At 70.4% G+C, this 24,121-nt stretch carries 19 protein-coding genes; 13 read left to right on the top strand and 6 right to left on the bottom strand.

Annotated elements, in window-relative coordinates; genetic code table 11:
• Positions 1-19 precede the first annotated feature (19 nt).
• Positions 20-1,633, top strand: a complete 1,614-nt coding sequence (locus C3V38_RS12030) for a DEDD exonuclease domain-containing protein (RefSeq protein WP_232302961.1) — start codon at positions 20-22, stop codon at positions 1,631-1,633.
• A gap of 1 nt (position 1,634) precedes the next feature.
• Here C3V38_RS12030 and trpD read toward each other — a convergent pair whose 3' ends face one another.
• Positions 1,635-2,696, bottom strand: coding sequence for an anthranilate phosphoribosyltransferase (gene trpD, locus C3V38_RS12025; RefSeq protein ID WP_061228907.1), 1,062 nt, complete (start codon positions 2,694-2,696; stop codon positions 1,635-1,637).
• 292 nt (positions 2,697-2,988) lie between these two features.
• Here trpD and C3V38_RS12020 point away from each other — a divergent pair, with 292 nt between their 5' ends.
• The 5 genes from C3V38_RS12020 (at position 2,989) to C3V38_RS12000 (ending at position 9,947) form a co-directional block, all read left to right on the top strand.
• Positions 2,989-3,600 (top strand): heme-copper oxidase subunit III, encoded by a 612-nt coding sequence (locus C3V38_RS12020; RefSeq protein ID WP_007632198.1) that lies wholly within the window; start codon positions 2,989-2,991, stop codon positions 3,598-3,600.
• A 56-nt stretch (positions 3,601-3,656) separates the two neighbouring features.
• On the top strand, positions 3,657-4,541 hold the full coding sequence (locus tag C3V38_RS12015) for a c-type cytochrome (RefSeq protein WP_061228906.1): 885 nt from the start codon (positions 3,657-3,659) through the stop codon (positions 4,539-4,541).
• Positions 4,538-5,728 carry a ubiquinol-cytochrome c reductase iron-sulfur subunit gene (locus C3V38_RS12010; protein WP_061228938.1) on the top strand — a complete coding sequence of 397 codons (1,191 nt, stop codon included), beginning with the start codon at positions 4,538-4,540 and terminating at the stop codon, positions 5,726-5,728. Before C3V38_RS12015 ends, C3V38_RS12010 begins: the two co-directional genes overlap by 4 nt.
• Positions 5,725-7,347: a cytochrome bc complex cytochrome b subunit gene (locus C3V38_RS12005; RefSeq protein ID WP_061228905.1), complete on the top strand. Its 1,623-nt coding sequence runs from the start codon at positions 5,725-5,727 to the stop codon at positions 7,345-7,347. The genes C3V38_RS12010 and C3V38_RS12005 overlap by 4 nt, the downstream gene beginning before the upstream one ends.
• Before the next feature lie 95 nt (positions 7,348-7,442).
• Positions 7,443-9,947, top strand: coding sequence for an AAA family ATPase (locus C3V38_RS12000; RefSeq protein WP_174521544.1), 2,505 nt, complete (start codon positions 7,443-7,445; stop codon positions 9,945-9,947).
• Positions 9,948-10,044: 97 nt separating this feature from the next.
• Here the strand turns inward: C3V38_RS12000 and C3V38_RS11995 are convergent, their stop codons facing one another.
• The gene (locus C3V38_RS11995; protein ID WP_061228904.1) at positions 10,045-11,613 is read right to left on the bottom strand and encodes an FAD-dependent oxidoreductase; all 1,569 of its coding nucleotides are present in this window, start codon (positions 11,611-11,613) and stop codon (positions 10,045-10,047) included.
• A gap of 135 nt (positions 11,614-11,748) precedes the next feature.
• Here C3V38_RS11995 and C3V38_RS11990 point away from each other — a divergent pair, with 135 nt between their 5' ends.
• From C3V38_RS11990 to C3V38_RS11980, 3 genes are all read left to right on the top strand, one after another.
• Positions 11,749-12,273 carry a DUF3253 domain-containing protein gene (locus tag C3V38_RS11990; protein WP_061228936.1) on the top strand — a complete coding sequence of 175 codons (525 nt, stop codon included), beginning with the start codon at positions 11,749-11,751 and terminating at the stop codon, positions 12,271-12,273.
• A 148-nt stretch (positions 12,274-12,421) separates the two neighbouring features.
• Positions 12,422-13,579 carry an acyl-CoA dehydrogenase family protein gene (locus tag C3V38_RS11985; protein WP_106385833.1) on the top strand — a complete coding sequence of 386 codons (1,158 nt, stop codon included), beginning with the start codon at positions 12,422-12,424 and terminating at the stop codon, positions 13,577-13,579.
• 254 nt (positions 13,580-13,833) lie between these two features.
• On the top strand, positions 13,834-15,447 hold the full coding sequence (locus tag C3V38_RS11980; protein WP_106385832.1) for an HNH endonuclease signature motif containing protein: 1,614 nt from the start codon (positions 13,834-13,836) through the stop codon (positions 15,445-15,447).
• A 90-nt stretch (positions 15,448-15,537) separates the two neighbouring features.
• Here the strand turns inward: C3V38_RS11980 and C3V38_RS11975 are convergent, their stop codons facing one another.
• Both C3V38_RS11975 and C3V38_RS11970 read right to left on the bottom strand, forming a co-directional pair.
• Positions 15,538-15,954 (bottom strand): cytochrome c oxidase subunit 4, encoded by a 417-nt coding sequence (locus C3V38_RS11975; protein WP_061913758.1) that lies wholly within the window; start codon positions 15,952-15,954, stop codon positions 15,538-15,540.
• Between the two features lie 36 nt (positions 15,955-15,990).
• The gene (locus tag C3V38_RS11970) at positions 15,991-17,109 is read right to left on the bottom strand and encodes a cytochrome c oxidase subunit II (RefSeq protein ID WP_061229915.1); all 1,119 of its coding nucleotides are present in this window, start codon (positions 17,107-17,109) and stop codon (positions 15,991-15,993) included.
• Positions 17,110-17,336: 227 nt separating this feature from the next.
• On the opposite strand from C3V38_RS11970, the gene asnB reads away from it, so the two are divergent.
• On the top strand, positions 17,337-19,262 hold the full coding sequence (asnB, locus tag C3V38_RS11965; RefSeq protein WP_106385831.1) for an asparagine synthase (glutamine-hydrolyzing): 1,926 nt from the start codon (positions 17,337-17,339) through the stop codon (positions 19,260-19,262).
• 34 nt (positions 19,263-19,296) lie between these two features.
• On the opposite strand, the gene C3V38_RS11960 is transcribed toward asnB, so the two are convergent.
• Both C3V38_RS11960 and C3V38_RS11955 read right to left on the bottom strand, forming a co-directional pair.
• Positions 19,297-20,274: a carbohydrate kinase family protein gene (locus C3V38_RS11960; RefSeq protein WP_106385830.1), complete on the bottom strand. Its 978-nt coding sequence runs from the start codon at positions 20,272-20,274 to the stop codon at positions 19,297-19,299.
• A 73-nt stretch (positions 20,275-20,347) separates the two neighbouring features.
• Positions 20,348-20,695 (bottom strand): iron-sulfur cluster assembly accessory protein, encoded by a 348-nt coding sequence (locus tag C3V38_RS11955; protein WP_007632903.1) that lies wholly within the window; start codon positions 20,693-20,695, stop codon positions 20,348-20,350.
• 165 nt (positions 20,696-20,860) lie between these two features.
• Between C3V38_RS11955 and C3V38_RS11950 the strand changes: the two genes are divergently transcribed.
• From C3V38_RS11950 to C3V38_RS11940, 3 genes are read left to right on the top strand one after another with little or no spacing between them, the layout of a single operon-like run.
• Positions 20,861-21,544, top strand: a complete 684-nt coding sequence (locus C3V38_RS11950) for a DUF3043 domain-containing protein (RefSeq protein ID WP_007632905.1) — start codon at positions 20,861-20,863, stop codon at positions 21,542-21,544.
• A gap of 34 nt (positions 21,545-21,578) precedes the next feature.
• Entirely contained in the window at positions 21,579-23,306 is a 1,728-nt protein-coding gene (gene cobT, locus C3V38_RS11945) for a nicotinate-nucleotide--dimethylbenzimidazole phosphoribosyltransferase (RefSeq protein ID WP_106385829.1), read from the top strand.
• A 6-nt stretch (positions 23,307-23,312) separates the two neighbouring features.
• Complete coding sequence (locus tag C3V38_RS11940) at positions 23,313-24,104, top strand: adenosylcobinamide-GDP ribazoletransferase (RefSeq protein WP_174705783.1); 792 nt, start codon at positions 23,313-23,315, stop codon at positions 24,102-24,104.
• The last annotated feature ends 17 nt before the right edge of the window (positions 24,105-24,121 follow it).

The following is a 24,121-nucleotide window of genomic DNA, read 5'->3' as shown; positions in this document are numbered from 1 at the left end:
CGCCGCTACCGTCTCCGCCATGCCCCCCTCCACCTCACCGGCACCCGTCGGCGCGCAGGGCGCGTTCGACGAGCTCGAGCCGCTGCTGTCCGAGGTGACCTTCGTCGTCGTCGACCTCGAGACCACCGGCACCAAGCCGGGCGGCGACGAGATCACCGAGATCGGCGCCGTCCGGATCCGGGGAGGCGAGGTGCAGGCGGAGCTGTCCACCTTCGTCTCGATCGACGGCGTACTGCCGGGGCACATCAGCAGGCTGACGGGGATCGCCCCGGAGGACCTCGTCGGCGCACCGTCCCTCGGCGAGGTGATGGCGACGTTCCTCGAGTTCTCGCGCGGCGCTGTCCTGGTGGCACACAACGCCAGATTCGACCTCGGCTTCCTCCGCGCCGCCGCAGCCGCGACGGGCCACCGGTGGCCGGATCCCCCGTCCGTGTGCACCCTCGCACTCGCCCGGCGGGTGCTGCACCGCGGCGAGACGCGTGGCCACCGGCTCGGGGTCCTGGCCGCACACCTGGGCGCCACGGTCGAGCCCAATCACCGCGCCCTACAGGACGCGCGCGCCACGGTGGACGTGCTGCACGCCCTCATCTCGCGGGTGGGTGACTGCGGGGTGTCCACCCTCTCCGAACTGCTGGCGTACGACGGCCGCCTGGCTCCCGAGATCCGACGTCGCGCGACCCTCACCGAGGCGCTCACCGACGGCCCCGGGGTCTACGTCTTCCGCGACGAGGCCGGCGGGCCGCTGTACGTCGGGTCATCCGGCTCGGTGCGTCGTCGCGCGCGCTCCTATTACTCCGGCGGGGACACCCGCGGGCGGATGCGCACCATGGTCGGCCTGGCCGCCTCGGTGGAGTCGGTGCCGTGCGCCCACCTCCTCGAGGCGTGGACCGTCGAGGAACAACTCATCGACTCACTGCAGCCCCCGTTCAACAGACGGTCCCGCAGCCCTCGCCGAGGCTGGTGGCTCTCCCCTCCCACCGGCCGCGCCAGCCGTCCGACGATCGTCCGGATCCCGGACGACCCCACGGCGATCGGGCCGTTCCGTCGCACCGAGGACGCACGCGCCGCGTGGGAGGACCTCCTCGAGGCGTTCGGCGGTCGGCCCACGCCCGAGCGCTGGGCGGCGCTCGCCGACGGGCGGGACCAGGCCCCGCTGCACGCGCTCGTCGAGCAGATCGACCGACTCGCCGCCGACGGCGCCTTCGAGCGCGGGGCGAGACTGCGTGACAGGACCGCCGCCCTCATCCGGGTACTCGCCCGCCGGCAGGAGCTGGCCGCCACCGCCGCGCTCGCGGAGATCGTGCTCGTCCAACCGGCGCCCCGACGGGCCTGGGCGGTGGCGATCGTCCGCCACGGCCGGCTCGCCGGATCCGGCACGGTCCCACCCGGAGCCGCGCCGATGCCGGTCATCGACGGCCTACGGGCCGCCGCGACCACCGTGCGGCCCGCGCCCGGGCCGTTCGCCGGGGCGACCCAGGCTCAGATCCGGAACGTCCACCGGTGGATCGACTCCACGCAGACCCGCATCGTCTCGGTCGACGGCTGCTGGACGCTCCCCGTCCAGGGTGCGCACACCCTGACGGACTGGGCTGACCGGGCCGAACGCGCGGCCGCCGATCACCGCCACGCCTGACTCACCGGTTCGCGCTGAAACCGACCCACTTCTCGAGCAGACGCGCCGCCTCGCCGTCGTCGATCGCCGTCGCCGCCCGGTCCACGGCCGCACGCATCGCGGTCACCAGGTCCGCATCTCTGTCGAGCCCGTCGAACGCCACCAGGGCCGCCGCGGAGTTGAGCAGGACCGCGTCACGCACCGGCCCGGTCTTCCCCGCCAGGAGATCCCGGGCGACCCCGGCGTTGTGCACCCCGTCGCCGCCACGGAGATCCTCGATCGAGCACGTGCTCATCCCGAAGTCGGCGGGCTCGATCCGGTCCTCGTCGACCTGACCGTCGGACACCCGCAGGACCCGGGTCGGACCCGTCATCGTGATCTCGTCCAGCCCGTCCGTACCGCGGACGACCAGAGCCGATCGGCCGCGCAGCGCGAACACCTCCGCCATCACCGAGAGGAGATTCTCGAAGGCGCAGCCGATGAGGTTCGCCGTCGGAGCGGCCGGGTTCGTCAACGGCCCCAGGATGTTGAAGACGGTCGGGATGCCGATCTCCCGCCGCGGCGTCGCGGCGAAGCGCAGAGCGGGGTGGAACACGGGGGCAAAGCAGAAGGCCACCCCCACCTCGTCGAGACAACGCCCCACGTCCTCGGGCCCCAGATCGATCGCCACGCCGAGCGCCTCGAGGACGTCCGCCCCTCCGCTCTTGGAGGACGCCGCCCGGTTGCCGTGCTTGACGACGGGCACACCGCACGCGCTGACCACCAATGACGACATCGTCGAGATGTTCACGGTGCCCTGCCGGTCGCCGCCGGTGCCGACGATGTCCACGCAGGCGCGGTCCGTGGGCACGCGGCGGGAGTAGTCGAGCATCGTCGAGGCGAGCGCCTCGAGCTCGGGTCCGGTGACACCCTTCATCTTCAGGGCCACTCCGAACGCGGCGATCTGCGCATCGGTCGCGACGCCCTCCATGATCCGCGACATCGCCCACCGCGCGTCCGCCGGATCGAGGTCCACCTCCGCCGTGAGGGTGCCGAGTACTCCGGGCCAGGACCGGCCCCCGTCGATCGCCGCCGAACTGCCCACGTGTCCCGACCTCCTCTGGTCTCATAGAAAGGAACCGGCACTCGAAGGGGCCGGCCACACGGGATCAATCGTGCCACCCCGGTAGCGTCGCCGCCCGCGCCGTCCCCTGCCACGGCGGCCGCGACCGCCCGGGGAGACCAGCCTGAGAGCCCCCTGATAGCCCCTGCAAGGGGGGCGATTTCCGACCCCTGACCGTGACGTATCTGAGGCGACCTGCGGAAACGCTGAGCGGACACGCCGATTTCGGGGGTCCATGCAGACTCGCCCCACCTCAGGGGTCATACTTGGCCACGTGACGAGCGCAGTAGATAACTCAGGATCGGCCATGGCCCAGCGTGTTCATTCGCTGAATCGGCCGAACATGGTCAGTGTGGGCACCATCATCTGGCTGTCCCAGGAGCTGATGTTCTTCGCGGGCCTGTTCGCGATGTACTTCGTCTCCAAGGCGAACTCGGGAGGTGACTGGCCCTCCTACCCGACGCATCTGAACGTGCCGTTCGCCCTGACGATCACGGTGATCCTCGTGGCATCGTCGTTCACCTGCCAGCTGGGCGTGTTCGCCGCGGAGCAGGGCGATGTCTTCGGACTGCGGCGGTGGTACGTCATCTCCGCAGTCATGGGCACCGTCTTCCTCATCGGCCAGGCGTACGAGTACGTGATGCTGTACCTCGAGGGGACCACCATCTCCTCCAGCGTCTACGGGTCCGTCTTCTTCATCACCACCGGCTTCCACGGGCTCCACGTCGCCGCGGGCGTCATCGCCTTCGTCGTTCTCGTGATGCGTACGACGATGTCGCGGTTCACCCCGGCGCAGGCCACCGCCGCCATCGTGGTGTCCTACTACTGGCACTTCGTCGACGTGGTCTGGATCGGCCTCTTCGTCACCATCTACTTCATTCAGTAGTCAGCTGGCCGCAGGACGCTGTGTCCAGCAGGTCCCAACACCAAAGGGAACTCACAATGAACTCACCTCACCCAGCCGCTGCGGATACGCCGTCGCCGGACCCGGCGACGACCCCGACGCGGTCGGTCTCCACCAAGCGGCGCCGTAAGGCGACCGGCGCGCTCGTCATCGCTGCCGGCCTCCTCGGAGCGGGAGCCATCGCCACCGCCGTCGTCCCGGAGCCGCAGGTGGCGACGGCCCAGCAGGACCAGGCCGCACTCATCGCCGAGGGCAAGTCGATCTACGACGTCGCCTGCATCACCTGCCACGGGCAGAATCTGCAGGGTGTCGAGGACCGCGGCCCCTCGCTCGTAGGCGTCGGCGCGGGTTCGGTCTACTTCCAGGTGCACTCCGGTCGCATGCCGGCCGCGGACAACGAGGCGCAGGCCGAGCGGAAGAAGCCCCGCTACAGCGAGCAGCAGATCATGGCTCTCGCGGCGTACGTCCACCTCTTCGGCGGCGGTCCCGAGATCGTCACCGATCCCGACGGCACGATCGCGCAGGAGTCGCTGCGGGGCGCTTCCGGGCAGAGCACCGCCGAGGAGATCGCCCGCGGTTCCGAGCTGTTCCGGCTCAACTGCGCGTCCTGTCACAACTTCACCGGCCGCGGCGGAGCACTCTCCGGCGGTAAGTACGCGCCGGTTCTGGACCCTGCCAACGAGCAGGAGATCTACCAGGCCATGCTCACCGGCCCGCAGAACATGCCCAAGTTCTCGGACCGGCAGCTCACGCCTGACGAGAAGAAGGACATCATCGCCTACATCAAGGCCACGGATAACAAGGTCTCGCCCGGTGGCTACGGCCTCGGCGGTCTCGGCCCGGTGACCGAGGGCGTGGCTATCTGGCTTGTCGGCATCGTCGCCCTCATCGGTGCGACCCTGTGGATCGGATCCCGTTCATGAGTGAGACCCCGAAGAACCCGTCACCGGCGGACCTGGACCGCATGAGCGAGGCCGAGCTCGTCGAGCTGGGCACCCGGCTCGACGGAGTCGAGATCCGGCACCGCGAGAGCCGCTGGCCCGAGGGCGTGACCACCCGCGCCGAGAAGCGCGCCGCGCGCACCGTCACCACCTGGTTCGCGCTGTCGGCACTGTTCGCCCTCGCCTTCGCCGTCGTCTACATCTTCTGGCCGTGGGAGTACCGCGGTGAGGGTGAGGACGGCTACTGGCTGTACATGGCGTACACGCCGCTGCTCGGCGGCACGATCGGCCTGTCGATCCTGTTCCTGGGCTTCGGCGCCGTGCAGTTCACCAAGAAGTTCGTCCCCGAGGAGATCTCGGTCCAGACGCGCCACGACGGCCCGTCCGACGAGGTCGACCGCCGCACGATCGTCGCCGAGCTCAACGACTCGTGGAAGACCTCCACCCTCGGCCGCCGCAAGGTCATGGGCGGCTTCCTCGGCGCGAGCGTCGGTCTCATCGGCCTGTCCGCGATCCTGCCCCTCGGCGGCATGATCAAGAACCCGTGGAAGCGCGGAGAGATGACCCTCTCCGGTGACGGCACCCTCCACACCACCGGCTGGACCCTCGCCTCCGAGAACCGCCCCGACGGCCTGCCGCCGGAGAAGGTGTACCTCGGCCGCGACACCGGCAAGGTCTACCCCGACGGGCATCCCCCCGCCGGTGAGGGCCGCCTCGAGCGCATCCGCGTCGACGACCTCGCCGCCGGTGGCCTCGAGTCCGTCTTCCCGCTGCCCGCGAGCGCCCTGGGCAACTTCGAGGAGCACATGCACTCGATCCACGGTTCGCGTAACTCGGTCATGCTGATCCGTTTCCGCCCCGAGGACGCGGCCCGCGTCGTCAAGCGCAAGGGCCAGGAGAACTTCAACTACGGCGACCTGTACGCCTACTCGAAGATCTGCACCCACCTCGGCTGCCCCACCTCGCTGTACGAGCAGCAGACCCATCGATTCCTCTGCCCGTGCCATCAGTCGCAGTTCGACGCGCTCGAGTACGCGAAGCCGGTCTTCGGCCCCGCCGCCCGCGCGCTTCCGCAGCTGCCCATCGCCGTGGACAGCGAGGGTTACCTCGTCGCCAACGGTGACTTCGTCGAGCCGGTCGGACCCGCCTTCTGGGAGCGTCGTTCATGAGCACTAACACAAGACTCGCGTCCCTGGGCGACGGCCTCGACGCGCGGTACACCATGGCCAAGGGTCTGCGCCGGCAGATCAACAAGGTCTTCCCGACCCACTGGTCCTTCCTGCTGGGCGAGATCGCCCTGTACAGCTTCATCATCCTGCTGATCTCGGGTGTCTACCTCACCCTGTTCTTCGACCCCTCCATGTCGAAGGTGATCTACCAGGGTGCGTACGCTCCGCTCAACGGCATCGAGATGTCTCGTGCCTACGAGACCGCGCTGGACATCTCGTTCGAGGTCCGTGGCGGACTCTTCGTGCGACAGATCCACCACTGGGCGGCCCTGCTGTTCGTGGCCTCGATGGTCGTCCACATGATCCGCATCTTCTTCACCGGCGCGTTCCGCCGCCCGCGTGAGGCCAACTGGACCATCGGTTGCGTGCTGCTGCTCCTGGGCATCGTCGAGGGCTTCCTCGGCTACGGTCTGCCGGACGACGTGCTCTCGGGCACCGGCCTCCGCATCACCTCCGCGATCATCGTGGGTCTGCCCGTGATCGGAACCTGGATGCACTGGATGATCTTCGGCGGGGACTTCCCCGGCGAGATCATGATCCCCCGCTTCTACGTCCTGCACGTGCTGATCATCCCGGCCATCATCCTCGCGCTGATCGCCGCTCACCTCGCGCTGGTGTGGTACCAGAAGCACACGCAGTTCCCCGGGCCCGGCCGCACGGAGAAGAACGTCGTCGGCGTCCGGATCCTCCCGGTCTTCGCCGTCAAGTCGATCGCGTTCGGTGCCATCACCGTCGGCATGCTCATGCTCTTCTCGGGCTTGTTCACGATCAACGCGATATGGAATCTCGGGCCATACAACCCGTCGCACATCTCCGCCGGTTCGCAACCCGACTGGTACATGCTGTGGACCGAGGGCGGCGCCCGTGTGATGCCGGCCTGGGAGCTCTACCTCGGCCCGTACACGATCCCGGCGACCACGTGGGTGGCCGTCATGCTCGGCGCCATGGTCGTGCTGATGTTCCTGTACCCGCAGATCGAGGCCAAGATCACGGGCGACAAGGCGCACCACAACCTGCTCCAGCGCCCGCGTGACGTGCCGGTTCGTACCGCCTCCGGCATGATGGCGATCACCTTCTACGTGATCCTGGTCCTGATGGGTTCCAATGACCTCATCGCGTACCACTTCGCCATCTCGCTCAACGCGACGACGTGGGCCGGACGTATCGGGCTCATCCTGCTCCCGCCGCTGGTGTACTTCTTCACCTACCGTCTGTGCCTGGGCCTCCAGCGCTCGGACCGCGAGGTGCTGGAACACGGCATCGAGACCGGCATCATCATGCGGATGCCGCAGGGCGAGTTCATCGAGGTCCACCAGCCCCTCGGCGAGATCGACGAGCACGGCCACGCCGTCCCGCTCGAGTACGCCGGCGCCAAGGTGCCCACCAAGATGAACCAGCTCGGCGTCGCGGGTCGGCCCCCGCGCGGTGCGCTCACCCCCGACCCCGTCGAGGAGGCGCGTCTGCTCGACGAGGCCGAGCACGACAAGCACCACCGTGAGCACTCGATGCTCACGACGCTGCAGGAGGAGAACCGTACTCGTCGCGACGACGAGCACTGATCCCCGACTGCACCCGACCGCGGGCCGGATCTCCTTCTCCGAGGAGGTCCGGCCCGCGGTCGTCGTCCACCACACCCTCGACCCGCGGGACAGGAATGATCGAGCAGTCACACTCGTCCGGAGCGGACGGTGCGATCGTGCTCACCGATGAGTTCGACCACGCCCTCGAACTCCTCCACGGGGGGCACGACCTCTTCCTCACGGGCAAGGCGGGCACCGGTAAGTCGACCCTCATCCGTCGCTTCCTGTCGGAGACGCGCCGCCCCACCCTGGTCGCCGCCCCGACCGGCATCGCCGCACTCAACGTGGGCGGCTACACGATCCACCGACTGTTCGGCTTCCACCCCGGGTCCACCGTCGACCACGTCCGCGGTTCCTCGTACCGCCCGGGGCGCTTCGCCGGGGCCCTCGCCGGCGTCCGCACACTGATCGTGGACGAGGCGTCGATGATCCGCGCCGACCTGTTCGACATGATGGCGATCGCCCTCGAGCGATTCGGTCCGGACCCCACGAGGCCGTTCGGCGGCGTCCAGCTCGTCCTGGTGGGCGATCTCTTCCAACTCCCACCGGTCGTCACCGACGCCGAGCGACCCGACTTCGACGCGGCGTACACGACCCCCTACTTCTTCTCCGCCGAGCGCTTCGACCGCGGCCGCTTCCCCACCGTCGATCTCACCCGCGTCTTCCGACAGTCCGGCGACCCGGAACTGACCGCCATCCTCAACTCGATCCGCGAGGGCACGCTCGTCGGCACCGCGCTGGAGCGGCTCAACTCACGGACCGACCCGGCCTTCACGCCTCCGGACGACGCGCCGTGGCTGACACTGACGACCACCAACCGGATGGCCGCCGCCCACAATCGCCGACGTCTCGACCGTCTTCTCGGGGCGGAGCTGACGACGGAGGCGGCCGTCACCGGCGACCTCACCGGGTTCGAGCCCCCGAACGAGGCGAAGCTCGTGTACAAGGTCGGTGCCCAGGTCATGATGCTCACCAACGACCCGGCGGACCGCTGGGTCAACGGCTCTATCGGAAGTGTGCTCGACGCGTCGCCGGGGAGACGGGAGGGGCGGGGCGAGGACGGACCCGTCGTCGTCGTCGGATTCTCCGATGGGGAGGTGGCCGAGGTCGTCCCACACACCTGGGACGTCACCCGACCCGACGGCTCCAACGGCGCGGTCCGCCACGAGGTCATCGGCTCCTTCAGGCAGCTGCCGTTCACCCTCGCCTGGGCCATCACCATCCACAAGAGCCAGGGTCAGACGCTGGACAGGCTCATCGTGGATCTCGGCGGCGGCACCTTCGCGCCCGGCCAGTTGTACGTCGCGTTGAGCCGGTCGCGGTCCCTGGACGGTCTCGTCCTCACCCGGCCGGTCAGGCCGGGGGACCTCAGAACCGACCGCCGGATCCTCCGGTTCCTCCGCGACCCCGAGGGAGATGTCCACGGCCACCGCTATTGTGCTGTCGCGGCGCTCACCGTCGGGGGCGACAGCGCCCGTTCCCGTCCGCGGCCGGTGGAGCTCGCGGTGGTGTTCCCGGACGGTAGCGCGGTGACCACGCTGGTCAATCCGCAGCGCGATCTGGGCCAGGCGCGGGCGGACTACGGGATCTCCGCCTCCGACGTGCTGCTCGCGCCGACCTTGCCCGAGGCGTGGGCGTTGATCGCACCGCTCGTGGACGGCTACACGCCGATAGGCGTGAACCTGGACGCCACGTTGGAGTGTCTCGACTCGGAGCTCGAGCGTCTGGGCAGCCCGGTGGCGATGCCGCTCGGGGTGGATATCCCCTCCGGCGCGCTCATCCCCGGCGAGCGTGCGCGTCATCGGGCCGGCTCGGCGATCCGCCGTGCGCGGGTCGCTCTCGAAGTCCGGGACCGGCTGTGGCTCGACGAGGCCGGCGCCGGGGTGTTCGATGTGGTCGGCGCCGGGTCGCAGCGGGTCGACCCGCACGGCGACGAGGCCGGCCCGGGCGCGGTGGGTCCGGCGGAGCCGGCGCGGGGCGGGTACCTTCTCACCCGCGACGGCGACGTCCACCCACCTTCCCCGGCGTCACTCCCCCAGTTGTCGGCGATGCTGCGCATCAGCGCGGAGGTGTCGGCGGCACTACTCGACCCACCGCACCGCGGTGGCCACCCGGGTGCTGGCGACGACGACGAGGTGGTCAACACCGGCGACCGCGACCTCGTGGTCGGGGCGCGCGGGCTCGTGGCCGACCAGATCCGTCGCGCCGCGCAGCGGGTGCCGATGACCGCTGCACTGCTCGACAGGCTTCGGCTGGCCTCCGAGGTGGTGGGCTCGGATCTCACGCGCGGGCTGGAGGCCGCGCCGGCGGTCGACGTGGCCGAGGTGCTGCGCCCCGGGGCGCGCGTGTGCTTCAGCGGCAGTGCCCTCGACCGGGACGGTACGGTGGTGGCTCGGAACGAGATGGAGGGCATGGCTCGCCGACGCGGCCTCGAACTGGTGTCCGCGGTGACCAAGTCCCGCTGCGACGCGCTGGTGATCGCCGAACCGGGCAGCCAGTCGACCAAGTCACGGGCCGCCCAGCGGTGGGGTACGCCGGTCATCCCGGTCGCTGACTTCCTCCGCTGGGCCGGCCGCTGACGCTGGCCGGACCCGGCTCGGCGGCCGCGGAGAGCAGCCCCGCGGGGGCCGGCCGGCCCCCGCGGCCCGCCCGCGCGACTCGCCCCCGCGTCCCGATTCAGGGCGCGATCTGCAGCGGCTCCCCGGCCATGTCGGCCACGGCGCGGAACGCCATCGTCATCCCGGAGCCGAGCGGGACGCCCGGCCCGGGGTAGGCCTCCCCGGACACCGACGCGGACGAGTTGCCGGCGGCGTAGAGACCCGGGATGGGACGTCCGTCCGCGTCGAGCGCGGCGCCGTTCGCGTCGATCACCGCACCGCCCTTGGTGCCGAGGTCACCGAGGACCAGGCGGACGGCGTGGAGTCGGTCCCCGCCCACGGGACGCAGGCACTGCTCGGCCGTGGAGGCACCCAGGAAAAAGCGACCGTACGGGTCCTCCCCGCGGGCGAAGTCGGCGTCGCGGCCCCGCTCGGCGAAGCCGTTGAACCGGTCCACGCTCTCGCGCAACGCGGCGGGATCGAGTCCGGTGGCCTCGGCCAGTTCCTCGACGGATCCCGCGGTGTGCCACAGGCCGGCACCGCGCAACGCGTCGGGCTCGGGTGCGGGGATACAGATGGCCGGGTAGCCGCCGGCCTCGGCGTCGTCGAACACCAGCCAGAAGTCGTCACCGGCCCCGTCGGCCATGCGGGCGTGCATCTTGCGCCCCATCTGGTCGTACGGCAGCAGTTCGTTGGCGAATCGCCGGCCGGTGCCGTCGACGATGATCCCGGAGCGGAAGCCCAGGGTGAAAGCGGCGTGCCCGTTGGGGAACAGCGTGGCGGGGCACCACCAGGACTGGTCGAGCAGGTCCAGCTCCGCGCCGACCTGCTCGAACATGCGGACGGCGTCTCCCGAGCCCGTGGCGGGGTGCGACGAGGACCAGTCGGCGGTGGGCATGTCCTGCCAGCGGCGGCGGAGGTCCGCCGACCGTTCGAAACCGCCGGCGGCGACCAGTACCCCACGGCGTGCGCCCAGCACCTGCCGGCCGGAGGCACCGTTCACGACCACCCCGACGACACGTCCGTCGTCGTCACGGACCAGTTCCTCGGCGGCGGTGTTCAGTCGGGTCTCCGCGGTGCCCATCGCGTCGAGTGCGAGTACGAGTCGCGCCACCCAGGCCCTGCCGCCCTCGAGCTTCGTGGTGTCCTCGTCCGCGCCGAACTGGTCAGCCGGAACCGGCGGACGGATGTCGGTCGCCCGGTCGCCGACCTCCTCGCCCTTGATGGGCTTGGGGTAGATGCTCCGGCCGAGTTCCTGGCGCCCCGGGGCGTCGAAGTAGTCGGGGAAGGCCTGGAAGCGGGTCGGGATGCCCAGCTCGTCCTGCAGGAACTCGACGACCTGCGGCCCGGTGTTGAGGAACGCGTCCTGGACGTCGGCGGCGGTGCGGTCCCCCACCACGGCGCGGAAGTAGGTGCGCCCCCGCTCGACGGAGTCCTCGACCCCGTCCCGGGCGAGGACGGAGTTTCCAGGGAGCCACACGGCGCCGCCGGAGTACGCGGAGGTCCCCCCGAAGCGGTCGGTCTTCTCGATCAGGCAGGTCGACAGACCCCGGGCGGCGGCGGTCGCGGCACCGAAGAGGGCTGCCACCCCCGACCCCACGACCACCACGTCGAATTCCGCGTCGAATGTGTTGTCCTGCGCCGTCACGGCAGCCCCTCATCATCATCCAGCTCTGGTGGAACACGTTCCAGTTCCTGCCGTGACCCTAACACCGGCGCGGTGTGCGACACCCTCGATCGCCGATCGGTGGGGAAGGAGGGGGAGGCGGTGCAGGATCTGGGTGTGACCGATCGAGACGACAGCACCGGCGCCGGCGTGGAGCACACCGAGGACGGTCGACACATCGTGGTCGGGGGCCGGCGGTGGCGCGCGACGGATCCGTCCATCCCCGATAAGCTCCGCTCGGAGCTCGTCCGGGCACTGATGACCGGTCGCCGGCTGGTCAAGACCGAAGGCGATGCCGCCCGGGTGATGGTGCACGACGCCAAGGTCGCGCTCGGTGAGCGCGGCGACCCGTGGTGGGCACCCACCCGGGAGGGGACACGCGATCGACTGGCCGCGACGATCAGGACGCTCCTGCGCTCGCGCGGCCAGGGGTCGATCTGCCCGTCGGATGCGGCCCGGGTGGCGGGTGGGGATCATTGGCGCGACCTCATGCCCGTCGCCCGGGAGGTCGCGTTCGACCTCCGCGAGGAGGGCGTGGTGGCGGTGACCCAGCGTGGCGAGCGGGTCACCGGACGTGAGGTGACCGGGCCGATCAGGCTGATCGCCGACGACGGCCTGGAATTCACTCCGCCGACGGGGTGACGTCGCGGCGTCGGATGGGCCGGCGGACGGGTCAGAGAGTTCGAATTCTTGTAGGCTACTCACCAGTAGGAGTACACCAACCCGACGCTCCGCTCCCCTCCACGGTGGCCTGCCACCGGAGCAGAACGTCCAACGGAAAGGCACGCACTTGCGCCGCACTGTGTTCAACGAAGACCACGAGGCCTTCCGCCAGACCCTCCGTGACTTCATCGAGTCCGAGGTGACCCCCCACTTCCAGGAGTGGTTCGAGGCCGGCATCGTCCCCCGTGAGTTCTACTACAAGCTCGCCGACCTCGGCCTGTTCGGCATCAACGTCGACGAGGAGTACGGCGGCGCGGGGATCAATTCCCACAAGTTCGAGGCCATCCAGTCCGAGGAGACCGCCCGCGCCGGCGTGGACTTCGGCGGCTCGGGTGTCCACGTACTGCTCGGGCTCCCCTACATCAAGGCCCTGGCGACCGAGGAGCAGAAGCAGCGCTACCTGCCCAAGTTCGTCTCGGGCGAGGAGATGTGGGCGCTGGCCATGACCGAGCCCGGCACCGGGTCGGACCTGGCCGGCATGAAGAGCACCGCCAAGCTCTCGGAGGACGGCACCCACTATGTCCTCAACGGTGCCAAGACGTTCATCACCGGCGGCGTCCACGCCGACCGCGTGATCGTGGCCTGCCGTACCGCTCCCCCGCGTGAGGACGACCGCCGCTTCGGCATCTCGCTGCTCGCCGTCGACACCAAGCTCGAGGGCTACGCGGTGGGCCGCAAGCTCGACAAGGTCGGACTCAAGACCTCCGACACGGCCGAGCTGTCCTTCACCGACGTCAAGGTCCCGGTCGAGGACCTGCTCGGCGAAGAGAACCGCGGCTTCTACTACCTCGGGCAGAACCTGCCGTCCGAGCGCTGGGGCATCGCCTACGGTGCGTACGCCCAGGCCGCGGCCGCCGTGCGGTTCGCCAAGGAGTACACGCAGCAGCGCACGGTCTTCGGCAAGGAGGTGGCCTCGTTCCAGAACACCAAGTTCGAGCTGGCCGCGTGCCAGGCCAAGGTCGACGCCGCGCAGGCCGTCGCGGACCGCGCCCTCGAGGCGCTGGACGAGGGCGAGCTCACCGCCGCCGAGGCGGCCTCGGCCAAGCTGTTCTGCACCGAGGTCGCCGCCGAGGTCATCGACCGTTGCCTCCAGCTGCACGGCGGCTACGGCTTCATGAACGAGTATCCGATCGCGCGCCTCTACTCCGACAATCGCGTGAACCGGATCTACGGCGGCACCAACGAGGTCATGAAGACCATCATCGCCAAGGACATGGGGCTGTAAGCGACCCCACCACCCCACGAACGGGCCTCGACCGCACACTGCGGACGAGGCCCGTTCTCGTGGCCGCTCCGCCGCCTCCGCCCCCTCCGTCCGGCCGGCGTCTCGCCGCCCGGTGCCCCTCGCCCTCCCTGCGAGTAGACGAGTTGGGACCCCATCGTGTCGTAGTGGGTTGCTAGTGTTCACTTTATCGAACACACGAGCGATCATCGTCCGGCCGGGCGGCGATCACACCCACGCCAAGGGGGCGGGCACCGATGACGCGAGCACCACAGCCGCACCCGGGCGGCTCCGTCAACTGTCCCGCCATCGCCGCGGCCGGCGCCGCCGCCGTGCAGGCCCTGTACGCCGAGAACATCGCCGCCGCCGCCCGACTGCGCGCCTGCTACCACCTCTACACCGTGTGCGAGGACGAGCAGGAACGACGCGACCTGGCCGCCGGCTACGACCCCGAGCTCGACCTCAAACCCGAACACGCCGTCATCGACCCCTTCCACATCGCCTGCGCCGAGATCGTCGCCGCCTACGGCGTGCACAACAACCGCGCCCGCACCCTGCTCACCCGGGCCCGCACCCTGATCACCCGCTTCCCCACCCTGGTCGAGGCCATGGAAACCGGCCGCCTCGACGAGGACACCGCCACCCTGCTCGCCCGCCACATGCGCACCGTGGACTCCGCCCACCGCGGCCCCATCCAGCGCGAGATCATCGACTGGCTTATGGCCGCCATCGCCGCCGGCACCCGCCCCGGCCGCGACGCCATCCTGGGCACCCTCGACCGCATCATCACCGACCACGACCCCGCCGGCGTCCGCGCCCGCCGCGCCGCCGCCACCCGCGAACGCCACATCCGCCTACGCCGCGGCACCGACGGGATGGCCGACCTCACCGCCCACCTCACCGCCACCGAAGCCTCCACCCTCTACGAGGTCCTGCACCGCGCCGCCACCGAGCAAGCCACCCGCGACAAAAAGGCCCGCCTCCAGGCCGCCCGCGCCGGCGGCGACACCGTCGACGCCGAGTACATCCGCAGCATCGACGAACTGCGCGCCGACGCCCTCGTCGCCGCCTTCCTCGACCCCACCGACCCAGACGACCAGACCGGCGGCCAGCCCGGCGACCACACCCGCGGAGACGCCGCGCAGACCGGCGCACGGGCCGGGGCCCGACCCCTGGCCACCCAGGTCCGCCCCACCATCACCGTCCTCGCACCCCTGGGCCCCGACGGCGAACCCGAGGTCTACCTCCCCCGCGGCGGCCCCGCCACCATCGAAGCCCTCATCGAACTACTGGCCCGCAGCGTCGGCGCCACCATCACCGTGCCCCACACCCAACCCGGCACCGCCGATTCCCCCACCGCAGCCCGCCGCTACCGCATCAGCGCCGAACTGGCCCACCGCATCCGCCTACGCGACGGCACCTGCCGCCACCCCGGATGCTCCGTACCCGCCCAGGACTGCGACATCGACCACTGCCGCCCCTTCAACCACACCGACCCCGACAGCGGCGGCCTGACCATCGAAGCCAACCTCGCCAGCATGTGCCGCCAACACCACCGCTTCAAAACCTTCCACGGCTGGCACTACCACCTCGCCCCCGACGGCACCCTGACCGTGACCACCGACACCGGCCACACCCTGACCACCCACCCCACCGGCCCCCTGGCCCGCTGGCGCCAACGCGACCCAGACCCAGACCCAGACCCCACCGACGACGCCCCACCCCGCCGGCCCTGGCTCGACCCTCGACCACAAGCCACCCACTGGCTCCGACGCGCCCGACGCCTCGCCGCCGAACGCGCCGCCAACACCACCACACCCCCACCCACAACCGGCCACCCCACCACCGACACCGACCCACCGCCCTTCTAGACGGCGCCGGCCGTCAGCGCGCGACGAAAAGCGCCGGGGCCCGACGTCGCGGACAGCGACGCCGGGCCCCGGCGGAAGGCGATCAGTGGGTCAGTGCTTCTCGCGACCCCAGTGGTACTCGAAGACCAGGCCGCAGGCGGTGATCACCAGCGCGACGGCGCCGCCGATGAGCACCCACCAGTTCCAGAACGCCGCCCCGTAGCCGACCACGAAAACCGAGAAGGCCAGCAGGAACGGCCAGAAGCTGTGCGGGCTGAAGAAGCCCAGCTCACCGGCGCCGTCGGAGACCTCGGCCTCCTCGTAGTCCTCGGGCAGCGTGCTGATACGCCGCGCCACGAAGCGGAGGTAACCCCCGATCAGCAGGCTCAGGCCGGCCGAGAGCACGAGGGCCGTGGTTCCGACCCACTCGACGCCCGTCCGCGACGTACCGGTGAGGTACCCGTACGCGATGGCCAGGAAGGCCAGGAAGATAAACAGTGCGTCGAAGATTCGTACTGTTGCGCTCATCGTTCAGAAATCCTTCGCGTGATACCGGGAGAACCGTCAGTTAGCTGACGCGGTCTCGATGGTGTTGTTCTGGTCGCGGGTATCGCTGCGGCCGGTCTTGAACGGTGCAGTGGAGATCGAGTACGGCTCCTCCCCGATGGACTCCAGCGCCTCCGCGTTGGTCGCGGTCGGATTGGCCTGGCGGAACTCGATGTAGTCGGCGAACGCCTCCGGGGAGACCGCGCGCAGCTCGAAGTTCATCATCGCGTGGTAGATGCCGCACATCTCGGCACAGCGGCCGACGAAGGCGCCCTCGCGCTCGATCTCCTCGATCTGGAACATGCTCAACTGCTGATTCTTGCCGGGGTGCGGCATCACGTCGAGCTTGTAGATGAACTCGGGAATCCAGAACGAGTGGATGACGTCCGCCGACGCGAGCCGGAACTCGATACGCGTGTCGGTCGGCAGGACCAGGACCGGGACCTCGTCGGAAGTGCCCACGGTCTCGATGTTGTTGAAGTACAGGTACGACTTGTCCTCGGCGAGACGGCCGTGGATCGGGCCCCCGGCGGCGGGCTCGCCGTGATGACCGAGCGCCTCACGCGCCTCGTCGGAGAGCACACCGGCCTCCTCGGCCGCACGCTGCGCCTCGACGTTGGTGCCGTCCTCGATGCTCGCGCCGGCCACGTCGACCTTGTTGTAACCGAACTTCCAGTTCCACTGGTACGCGGTGACGTCGACCTTGACGCCGACCTCCTCCTCCGGACGGAGGTCGAGAACCTTGTTCTGTGTGACCACGGTGAAGTAGAAGAGAACTGAGATGATCACGAACGGCACGGCCGTGTAGATCAGCTCAAGCGGCACGTTGTACGCCGTCTGCCGCGGGAACTCGCCGTTGTCGTTCTTCCGCTTGCGGTAGGCGGCCATCGACCAGAAGATCAGGCCCCACACGAAGAACCCGACGATCAGCGACGTGATGACGGTGCCCGTCCAGAACTCGCGGATCGCGACGCCCTCGGGGGTGACACCGGTCGGAAATCCGAAGTTGATCGTCTGGTTCCACCACTTGTTGTCGGTGTGGAGGCTACAACCGGACAACAGCAAGCCCAATGAACCGAGAGCCACCGCGAGTGTCGCCCTGCGCGTCCGACGACGCCCGTCACGCTGTTCCACCATCACGCCTTCCTGATCAGCGGCACCGGCCACGTGGCCGGGACACCTTAGAAGAGTAGACCACGGCTCTCAGAATGAAAGCCGCGGGTCCGGCAATTCACCCGTGAGGCCCCCACGCCCCGCGCCGGAGCGGGTGGGAACCCACAGACCAGTAGTATTCGAACGCGTCCAGACCCGCCCAGGCGGGTCACCGCTGACGCTACGACGACGATGGACGAGGTACCCGACGAATGTGTGGCCTACTAGGTCTGATCACCCCTGACGGCTCCGCCCGTACCCACGAGGCCCGCGTGCTCGGCGCCATGGGGTGCCAGCGCCACCGCGGGCCCGACGAGGTCGGCACCTGGGTCGACGGCGACATGGCCTTCGGGTTCAACCGCCTGTCGATCATCGACATCTCGCACTCACACCAGCCGCTCCGCTGGGGCCCGCCGGAGCAGCCCGACCGCTACGCGCTCGTGTTCAACGGCGAGATCTACAACTACCTCGAGCTCCGGGACGAGCTGTGCCGCGAGTACGGAGCCACCTTCGAGACCGAGGGCGACGGCGAACCGATCATCGTCGCCTTCCACCACTGGGGCCCCGCCGCGGTCCGTCGGCTCCGCGGCATGTTCGCCTTCGCCATCTGGGACACCGTCGAGCGGTCGCTCTTCGTCGCCCGCGACCCCTTCGGCATCAAGCCCCTGTATATGGCGACCGGGCCCGGGGGAACCGTGTTCGCGAGCGAGAAGAAGTCCATCACCGAACTGATCGACCTCGTCGTCGTCGACACCTCCCTCGACACCCGCGCCCTCCAGCACTACGTCACCCTCCAGTACGTCCCTGAGGACGAGACCCTCACCCGCGGCGTCCGGCGACTCGAGTCCGGGTGCCACGCCACCCTCACCCCCGGCGGTGAGCCGGTGATCGAGCGGTACTTCGAACCCACCTTCCCCGTCGCCCCCGTCGCCGATGGCGACGCCGAGCGGCGCTACGACGAGATCGCCGCCGCTCTGGAGGACTCCGTCGCGAAGCACATGCGCGCCGACGTGACCGTGGGCTCGTTCCTGTCCGGCGGCATCGACTCCACCGCCATCGCCGCGCTGGCCCGACGCCACAACGAGAACCTCCTCACCTTCACCACCGGATTCGAACGCGAGGGGTATTCCGAGATCGACGTCGCTGCCGAGTCCGCGGCCGCGATCGGGGTCGAGCACATCGTCAAGGTCGTCTCTCCCGAGGAGTTCGCCGCCGCGATCCCCGAGATCATCTGGTACCTCGACGAGCCGGTCGCTGACCCCGCCCTGGTACCCCTGTACTTCGTCGCCCGTGAGGCCCGAAAGCACGTCAAGGTCGTGCTGTCCGGCGAGGGCGCCGACGAACTGTTCGGCGGCTACACCATCTACAAGGAGCCGCTGTCGCTCGCGCCGTTCGAGAAGGTCCCCGGCGCGCTACGTCGCGCGCTCGGCAGGGCCAGCGAACTGATCCCCGAGGGCACCCGGGGCAAGAGCCTCCTGCACCGCGGGTCGATGACCCTGGAGGACCGCTACTACGGCAACGCCCGCTCGTTCTCCGAGGAGCAGGTCCGCTCCGTCCTGCGCGACCACCGCCCGGAGTGGAGCCACCAGGACGTCACCGCGCCGATCTACGAGCGCTCCCGCGGCTGGGACCCCGTCGCGCGCATGCAGCACCTCGACCTGTTCACGTGGCTGCGCGGCGACATCCTCGTCAAGGCGGACAAGGTCACCATGGCCAACTCGCTCGAATTGCGCGTGCCGTTCCTCGACCGCGAGGTCTACGAGGTCGCCTCGCGGCTGCCGTACACCGAGAAGATCGCCCACGGCAACACCAAGTACGCCCTGCGCAAGGCGCTCGAGCGGATCGTGCCCGCGCACGTGCTGCACCGCCGCAAGCTCGGCTTCCCCGTGCCCACACGCCACTGGCTGGCCGGGCCGGAACTGCACGACTGGGCGCGCGAGCACGTGGCGGCGTCCGGCACGGACGAGTACGTGAACAAGGACGCTGTGATGCGCATGCTCGACGAACACCGTCGCGGCGACTCCGACCACAGCCGTCGGATCTGGACCATGCTGTGCTTCATGATCTGGCACGGCATCTTCGTGGAGGGGCGCATCTCCCCCGACATCGAGCGGCGCGAGTACCCGGTCCGCCTCTGAGCCCGGGGACGGGCACGGCGGACCGGGCGGCGGGTCAGGCCGGAAGGAGCGAGGAGATCTCCTCGGCCGCCGCGTCGCCGTAGGTGTCGGTGAGGCGGCGGCGCGCGGCCACCGGGTCGATGGTCCACTCCTGGGTGCCGGTGGTCTCGAGGACGTGCGTGGCGATGAGCGCACCGAACTGGGCCGAGCGCTCCAGCGACAATCCGTCGAGGACACCGCTGAGGAAGCCGGCGCGGAACGCGTCGCCCACGCCCGTCGGGTCGAGGAGGTTGTCCGACGGCACGATCCCGACCTCGATCGGCTCCGCGCCCTGCTCGACGATCACCACTCCCTTGCCACCGCGGGTCGTGACGCGGGTGCCGACCTTGGCGTCGAGTTGGGCCGCCGTCCAGCCGGTCTTGTTGAGCAGCAGCTCGTACTCGTACTCGTTGGTGAACAGGTAGCGCGCACCGTCCACCAGGGCCGCGGCCGCCTCGCCGTCGAGGAAGGCGAGCTGCTGGGAGGGATCGGCGGCGAAATCCAGGCCCAGCTCGCGGCACTCCGCGGTGTGGGAGTTCATGGCGGTGGGATCGTTGGCACCGATGAGGACGATCTCCGGCCGGCCGATCCGCTCGACCAGGCGGGCCAGCGAGATCGTGGCGGCCTCCCCCATCGCACCGGGGTAGAAGGAGGCGAGCTGCGCCATCTCCGAGTCGGTGGTGCACACGAACCGGGCGGTGTGCAGGGCGGAGCTGATGTGGACCGCCGAGCAGTCGACGCCGTGCCGCTCGAGCCAGTCGCGGTAGTCGGCGAAGTCCGCACCCGCAGCGCCCACCAGATGGGGCCGACGGCCGAGCACGCCGAGCGCGAAGGCGATGTTGCCACCGACGCCCCCGCGCCGGATCTGCAGCGAGTCCACCAGGAAGCTCAGCGACACGTGCGCGAGCTGGTCCGGAAGCAGCTGCTCCGAGAAGCGACCCGAGAAGGTCATGAGGTGGTCGGTGGCGATGGAACCTGTGATGACGACGGGCATGTCCCAGAAAGTAGACGACCCGGACCGATGCGTGATCGGTCCGGGTCGTCAGGCCGTCAGCGCGACCGAGGGGTCAGTTGAACGAGTCGCCGCAGGCGCACGAACCGGTGGCCTGGGGGTTGTCGATCGTGAAGCCCTGCTTCTCGATGGTGTCGACGAAGTCGATCGAGGCACCCATGAGGTACGGCACGCTCATGCGGTCGACAGCGAGCTTGACGCCGCCGAAGTCGTCCACCACGTCGCCGTCGAGCGAACGGTCGTCGAAGAAGAGCTGGTAGCGCAGGCCCGCGCAGCCACCGGGCTGGACGGCGATGCGCAGGGAGAGGTCGTCGCGCCCCTCCTGATCGAGCAGGGCCTTGGCCTTGGCGGCGGCGGCCTCGGTGAGCAGTACGCCGGTGGCGGTGTTCTCCGCAGTGGTCATGTCGGTTCTCCTTGCGATCCGAGAGGGCTTCGGGGACGTATGCAGATTCCAACGTCCACCGGGGAGTCCTCTATTCCCCGGCTCCCGTTCCCCTCCACACGATACGCCTGCCACCTCGTACGGGTGAATGTCCGGCACAACCGGGGATCGCCTAGCCTTGAGTGCGTGAAGTTGCGCGCATTCGGCTCCAGAGACGACGAGACCGGCAAGGACTCCCCCGCCCCCGAGGCGGCGACGGAGCCGACGCCCGAGCCCGCCGTCGACCCGCGGCGTCCCGCGGGCAAGGGCAAGCCCACGCCCCGGCGCCGCGACCAGGAGCGCGCCCGCGGGATGCGCCAGGGGCCGGTCACCGCTCCGCTCACCCGTAAGGAGGCGAAGGAGCGTCGCAAGGCCGCGCAGGCCTCCATGACCAAGGAGGAGCGCCGCGCCGCGAAGGCCGAGGAGCGCGCCGCCCGCGAGGAACGTCGCCAGCTCATGATGGAGGGCGACGACCGGTACGTCCTGTCCCGCGATCGCGGCGAGGTCCGGCGCTTCGCCCGCGACTGGGTGGACACGCATCGCCGCCTCATCAACTGGTTCATGCCACTCGCGCTGTTCGTCATCGTCTTCCAGCTCATCCCCAACCCGGAACTCCTGGCGTTCAGCCAGACGCTGTTCCTCGTCCTCATCGCGGTCGTCGTGATCGACGGCGTGCTCCTCGGTCGCACCGTCAACAAGGCGGTCCGCGAGCGGTTCCCCGACACCGACGACACCGGTTTCGGCATGGGCTGGTACGCGGTCATGCGCGCGACCCAGCCGCGGATGCTGCGCACCCCGCGTCCCCGGGTCCGCCCGGGCGACGCCATCTGATCCCGCCCCGATGCTCCCCGGAAGGGTCTGACCCATGCGCCTGCTCGTCCTCGGTGGCACCCGCTCGGGTAAATCCGCCCACGCCGAGTCCGTGGCCGCCGCCACCGGTACCGACGTCGTGTACGTCGCCACCGCCCGTCGCGACCCCGACGACGCGGAGATGACCGCCCGCATCGCCGCGCACCGCGACCGCAGGCCGGACGAGTGGGTCACCGAGGAGACCGACGAGGTCACCCGCGTCCTCGCCGAGCACCCGGGCTCGACCGTCCTCGTCGACGACGTCGGGGGCTGGCTCACCCGACGCATGGACGCCACTCTCGGGTGGACCGACGGGGGGTCAGCGGTCGCCGACGAGACGGACGCGCTCGTCGCCGCGGTCGCCGAGCACCCCGGCCCGGTCGTGTTGGTCTCCCCCGAGGTCGGCCTCGGCGTGGTCCCGGACACCCTCTCCGGCCGGGTGTTCGCCGACGTGATCGGCTCGCTCAACCGGCGACTAGCGCAGGTGTGCGACTCGGCGGTCCTCGTCGTCGCCGGGCGTGCGCTGCCCCTCGACGACGCGCGCCCGACCCACGCCGTCACCCCGCCCGTCGTCACGCCTGCCCCGACGCCTGTCAGGACGCCCGCGTCCACCACAGCGGAGCCCACCGAGCCCCACACCGGCGCGGCCGGCGAGGCCCCGCGCGACTTCCCCGGACTCTCAGACGTCGCGCACTACGACGACCCGGTCGCCTTCCCCCCGGTCCACCCGCCGTCCCACGCCGTCGCCGAAGAGGCCCGGGGTCGTCACCTCACGCTGACCAAACCCGCGACGTCTCTGGGGCGCCTGGAGGAGCTCGGCGTCTGGATCGCCTCATGCCAGGACGTCTGCCCGCCGCGCCCGCTCGAGCGGGCCCGTGCCGTGGTGTTCGCCGGCGATCACGGGGTCGCCGAGCACGGGGTCTCCGCGTTCCCGCGGGAGGTGACATTGCAGATGGCCGACAACATCGTCGCGGGGGGTGCGGCCGTGTCCGTCCTCGCCCGCACCGCCGGCGCGACCGTCCGGGTGGCCGACATGGCGATGTCCGCGGAGCGTCCCGGTGGACTCGACGGCCACAAGATCCGCCGCTCCAGTGGGTCCATCGACCGCGAGGACGCGTTGAGCCCCGAGGAGGTGCGGGCCGCGATCGCCGCGGGCCGACGCATCGCCGACGAGGAGGTCGACTCCGGAGCGGACCTGCTCATCGCCGGTGACCTCGGCATCGGCAACACCACCCCGGCCACCGTCCTGACGTGCCTGGTCACCGGACACGAGCCCGTCGAGCTCGTGGGACGCGGGACCGGGGTCGACGACGAGGGGTGGATGCGCAAGACCGCCGCCATCCGCGACGCGATGTTCCGCGCGTCCGGCGACCTGCGCGATCCCGTGGCGATGCTGCGCAAGGTCGGTGGTGCGGATCTCGCGGCGATGGCCGGGTTCCTCGCGCAGGCGGCGGTCCGGCGGACGCCCTGCCTGCTCGACGGCTCGGTGGTCACCTCGGCCGCCCTGATGGCGGAGGCGCTGGCCCCCGGCTCCCGCCAGTGGTGGGCGGCCGGGCACCGCAGCGCCGAACCCGCCCACTCCGCCGCGCTGACCTATCTGTCACTCGACCCGATCCTCGAGCACGCCATGCGCCTCGGCGAGGGCAGTGGTGCCGTCGCCGCTCTTCCGGTCGTCCACAACGCCGTCGCGATCCTCACGGAGATGGCGACGTTCGCCGACGCCGGGGTCAGCGGCCGGGACTGACAGCTCGTGTTCGACGCGGTCCGCCTCTCGCTGTCGTGGATGACGGTCCTCCCCGTTGGCCGCGGCGGCGTCCCCGACGCGTCCGCGGCCGGACGCGCCATGACCGCGTTGCCGACCGTGGGACTGGTCTGCGGCGCCACGGCCACCGCCCTCGCCCACGGCGCTCACGCCCTCGGGGCCGGCGCGATGCTCTCCGGGATCATCGGCGTCGGGGCCGTCCTGGCGCTCACCCGCGGCATGCACGTCGACGCGCTGGCCGACACCGCCGACGGGCTGGGTTCATACGCAGGCCCGGATCGAGCGCTCGAGATCATGCGCTCCGGCTCGGTGGGTCCGATGGGGGCCGCCGTGCTGGTCCTCGTCCTACTCACGGAGGTCGCCGCGCTCGGCGCGCTGGTCGTCTCGGGAGCGTGGCTGGCCCCCGTCGCGGCGTTCGTCCTGTCCCGCTGCCTGCCCGTGGTGCTGCTTCGCCGCGGGGTTCCCGCGGCCTCGGCGACGGGCTTCGGCGCGATGGTGGCGGGCTCGCAGTCGCGCGTCGCCGTGGCGATGACCGCGCTGCTGTGCGCGGTCGCCGGCGCGGGACTGGCCGGAGCCGGGCCGGCCGACGGTGGGTGGTTCGGCGACCACTGGTGGGCGCCGGTGGTCGGCGCGGCGGCGGGCCTCCTCGCCTACGCGGCCACGGCGGGTTTCGGCCGCCACGTCGTCTTCCGGTTCGGCGGCGTCAACGGCGACGTCCTCGGCGCGGTCATCGAGGCCGGCACCGCCGCGGCTCTCGTCGCGGCGGTGCTCCTCGCGTGACGGAGCCGGCCGGGTGC

The organism is Dietzia sp. oral taxon 368, from assembly GCF_002999155.1.
Taxonomy (GTDB): Bacteria; Actinomycetota; Actinomycetes; order Mycobacteriales; family Mycobacteriaceae; genus Dietzia; species Dietzia cinnamea.
Note: the sequence above shows the minus strand (reverse complement) of the source record. Positions and strands in the feature narration are given on the sequence as shown.

Bases quoted from the DNA above. Each gene is read 5' to 3' on its own strand.
- C3V38_RS11975 (WP_061913758.1), bottom strand. From the start codon at position 15,954: ATGAGCGCAACAGTACGAATCTTCGACGCACTGTTTATCTTCCTGGCC.
- C3V38_RS12010 (WP_061228938.1), top strand. From the start codon at position 4,538: ATGAGTGAGACCCCGAAGAACCCGTCACCGGCGGACCTGGACCGCATG.
- C3V38_RS11970 (WP_061229915.1), bottom strand. From the start codon at position 17,109: ATGGTGGAACAGCGTGACGGGCGTCGTCGGACGCGCAGGGCGACACTC.
- C3V38_RS12000 (WP_174521544.1), top strand. From the start codon at position 7,443: ATGATCGAGCAGTCACACTCGTCCGGAGCGGACGGTGCGATCGTGCTC.
- cobT (WP_106385829.1), top strand. From the start codon at position 21,579: ATGCGCCTGCTCGTCCTCGGTGGCACCCGCTCGGGTAAATCCGCCCAC.
- C3V38_RS12030 (WP_232302961.1), top strand. From the start codon at position 20: ATGCCCCCCTCCACCTCACCGGCACCCGTCGGCGCGCAGGGCGCGTTC.
- C3V38_RS12005 (WP_061228905.1), top strand. From the start codon at position 5,725: ATGAGCACTAACACAAGACTCGCGTCCCTGGGCGACGGCCTCGACGCG.
- asnB (WP_106385831.1), top strand. From the start codon at position 17,337: ATGTGTGGCCTACTAGGTCTGATCACCCCTGACGGCTCCGCCCGTACC.
- C3V38_RS11955 (WP_007632903.1), bottom strand. From the start codon at position 20,695: ATGACCACTGCGGAGAACACCGCCACCGGCGTACTGCTCACCGAGGCC.
- C3V38_RS12015 (WP_061228906.1), top strand. From the start codon at position 3,657: ATGAACTCACCTCACCCAGCCGCTGCGGATACGCCGTCGCCGGACCCG.
- C3V38_RS11980 (WP_106385832.1), top strand. From the start codon at position 13,834: ATGACGCGAGCACCACAGCCGCACCCGGGCGGCTCCGTCAACTGTCCC.
- C3V38_RS11960 (WP_106385830.1), bottom strand. From the start codon at position 20,274: ATGCCCGTCGTCATCACAGGTTCCATCGCCACCGACCACCTCATGACC.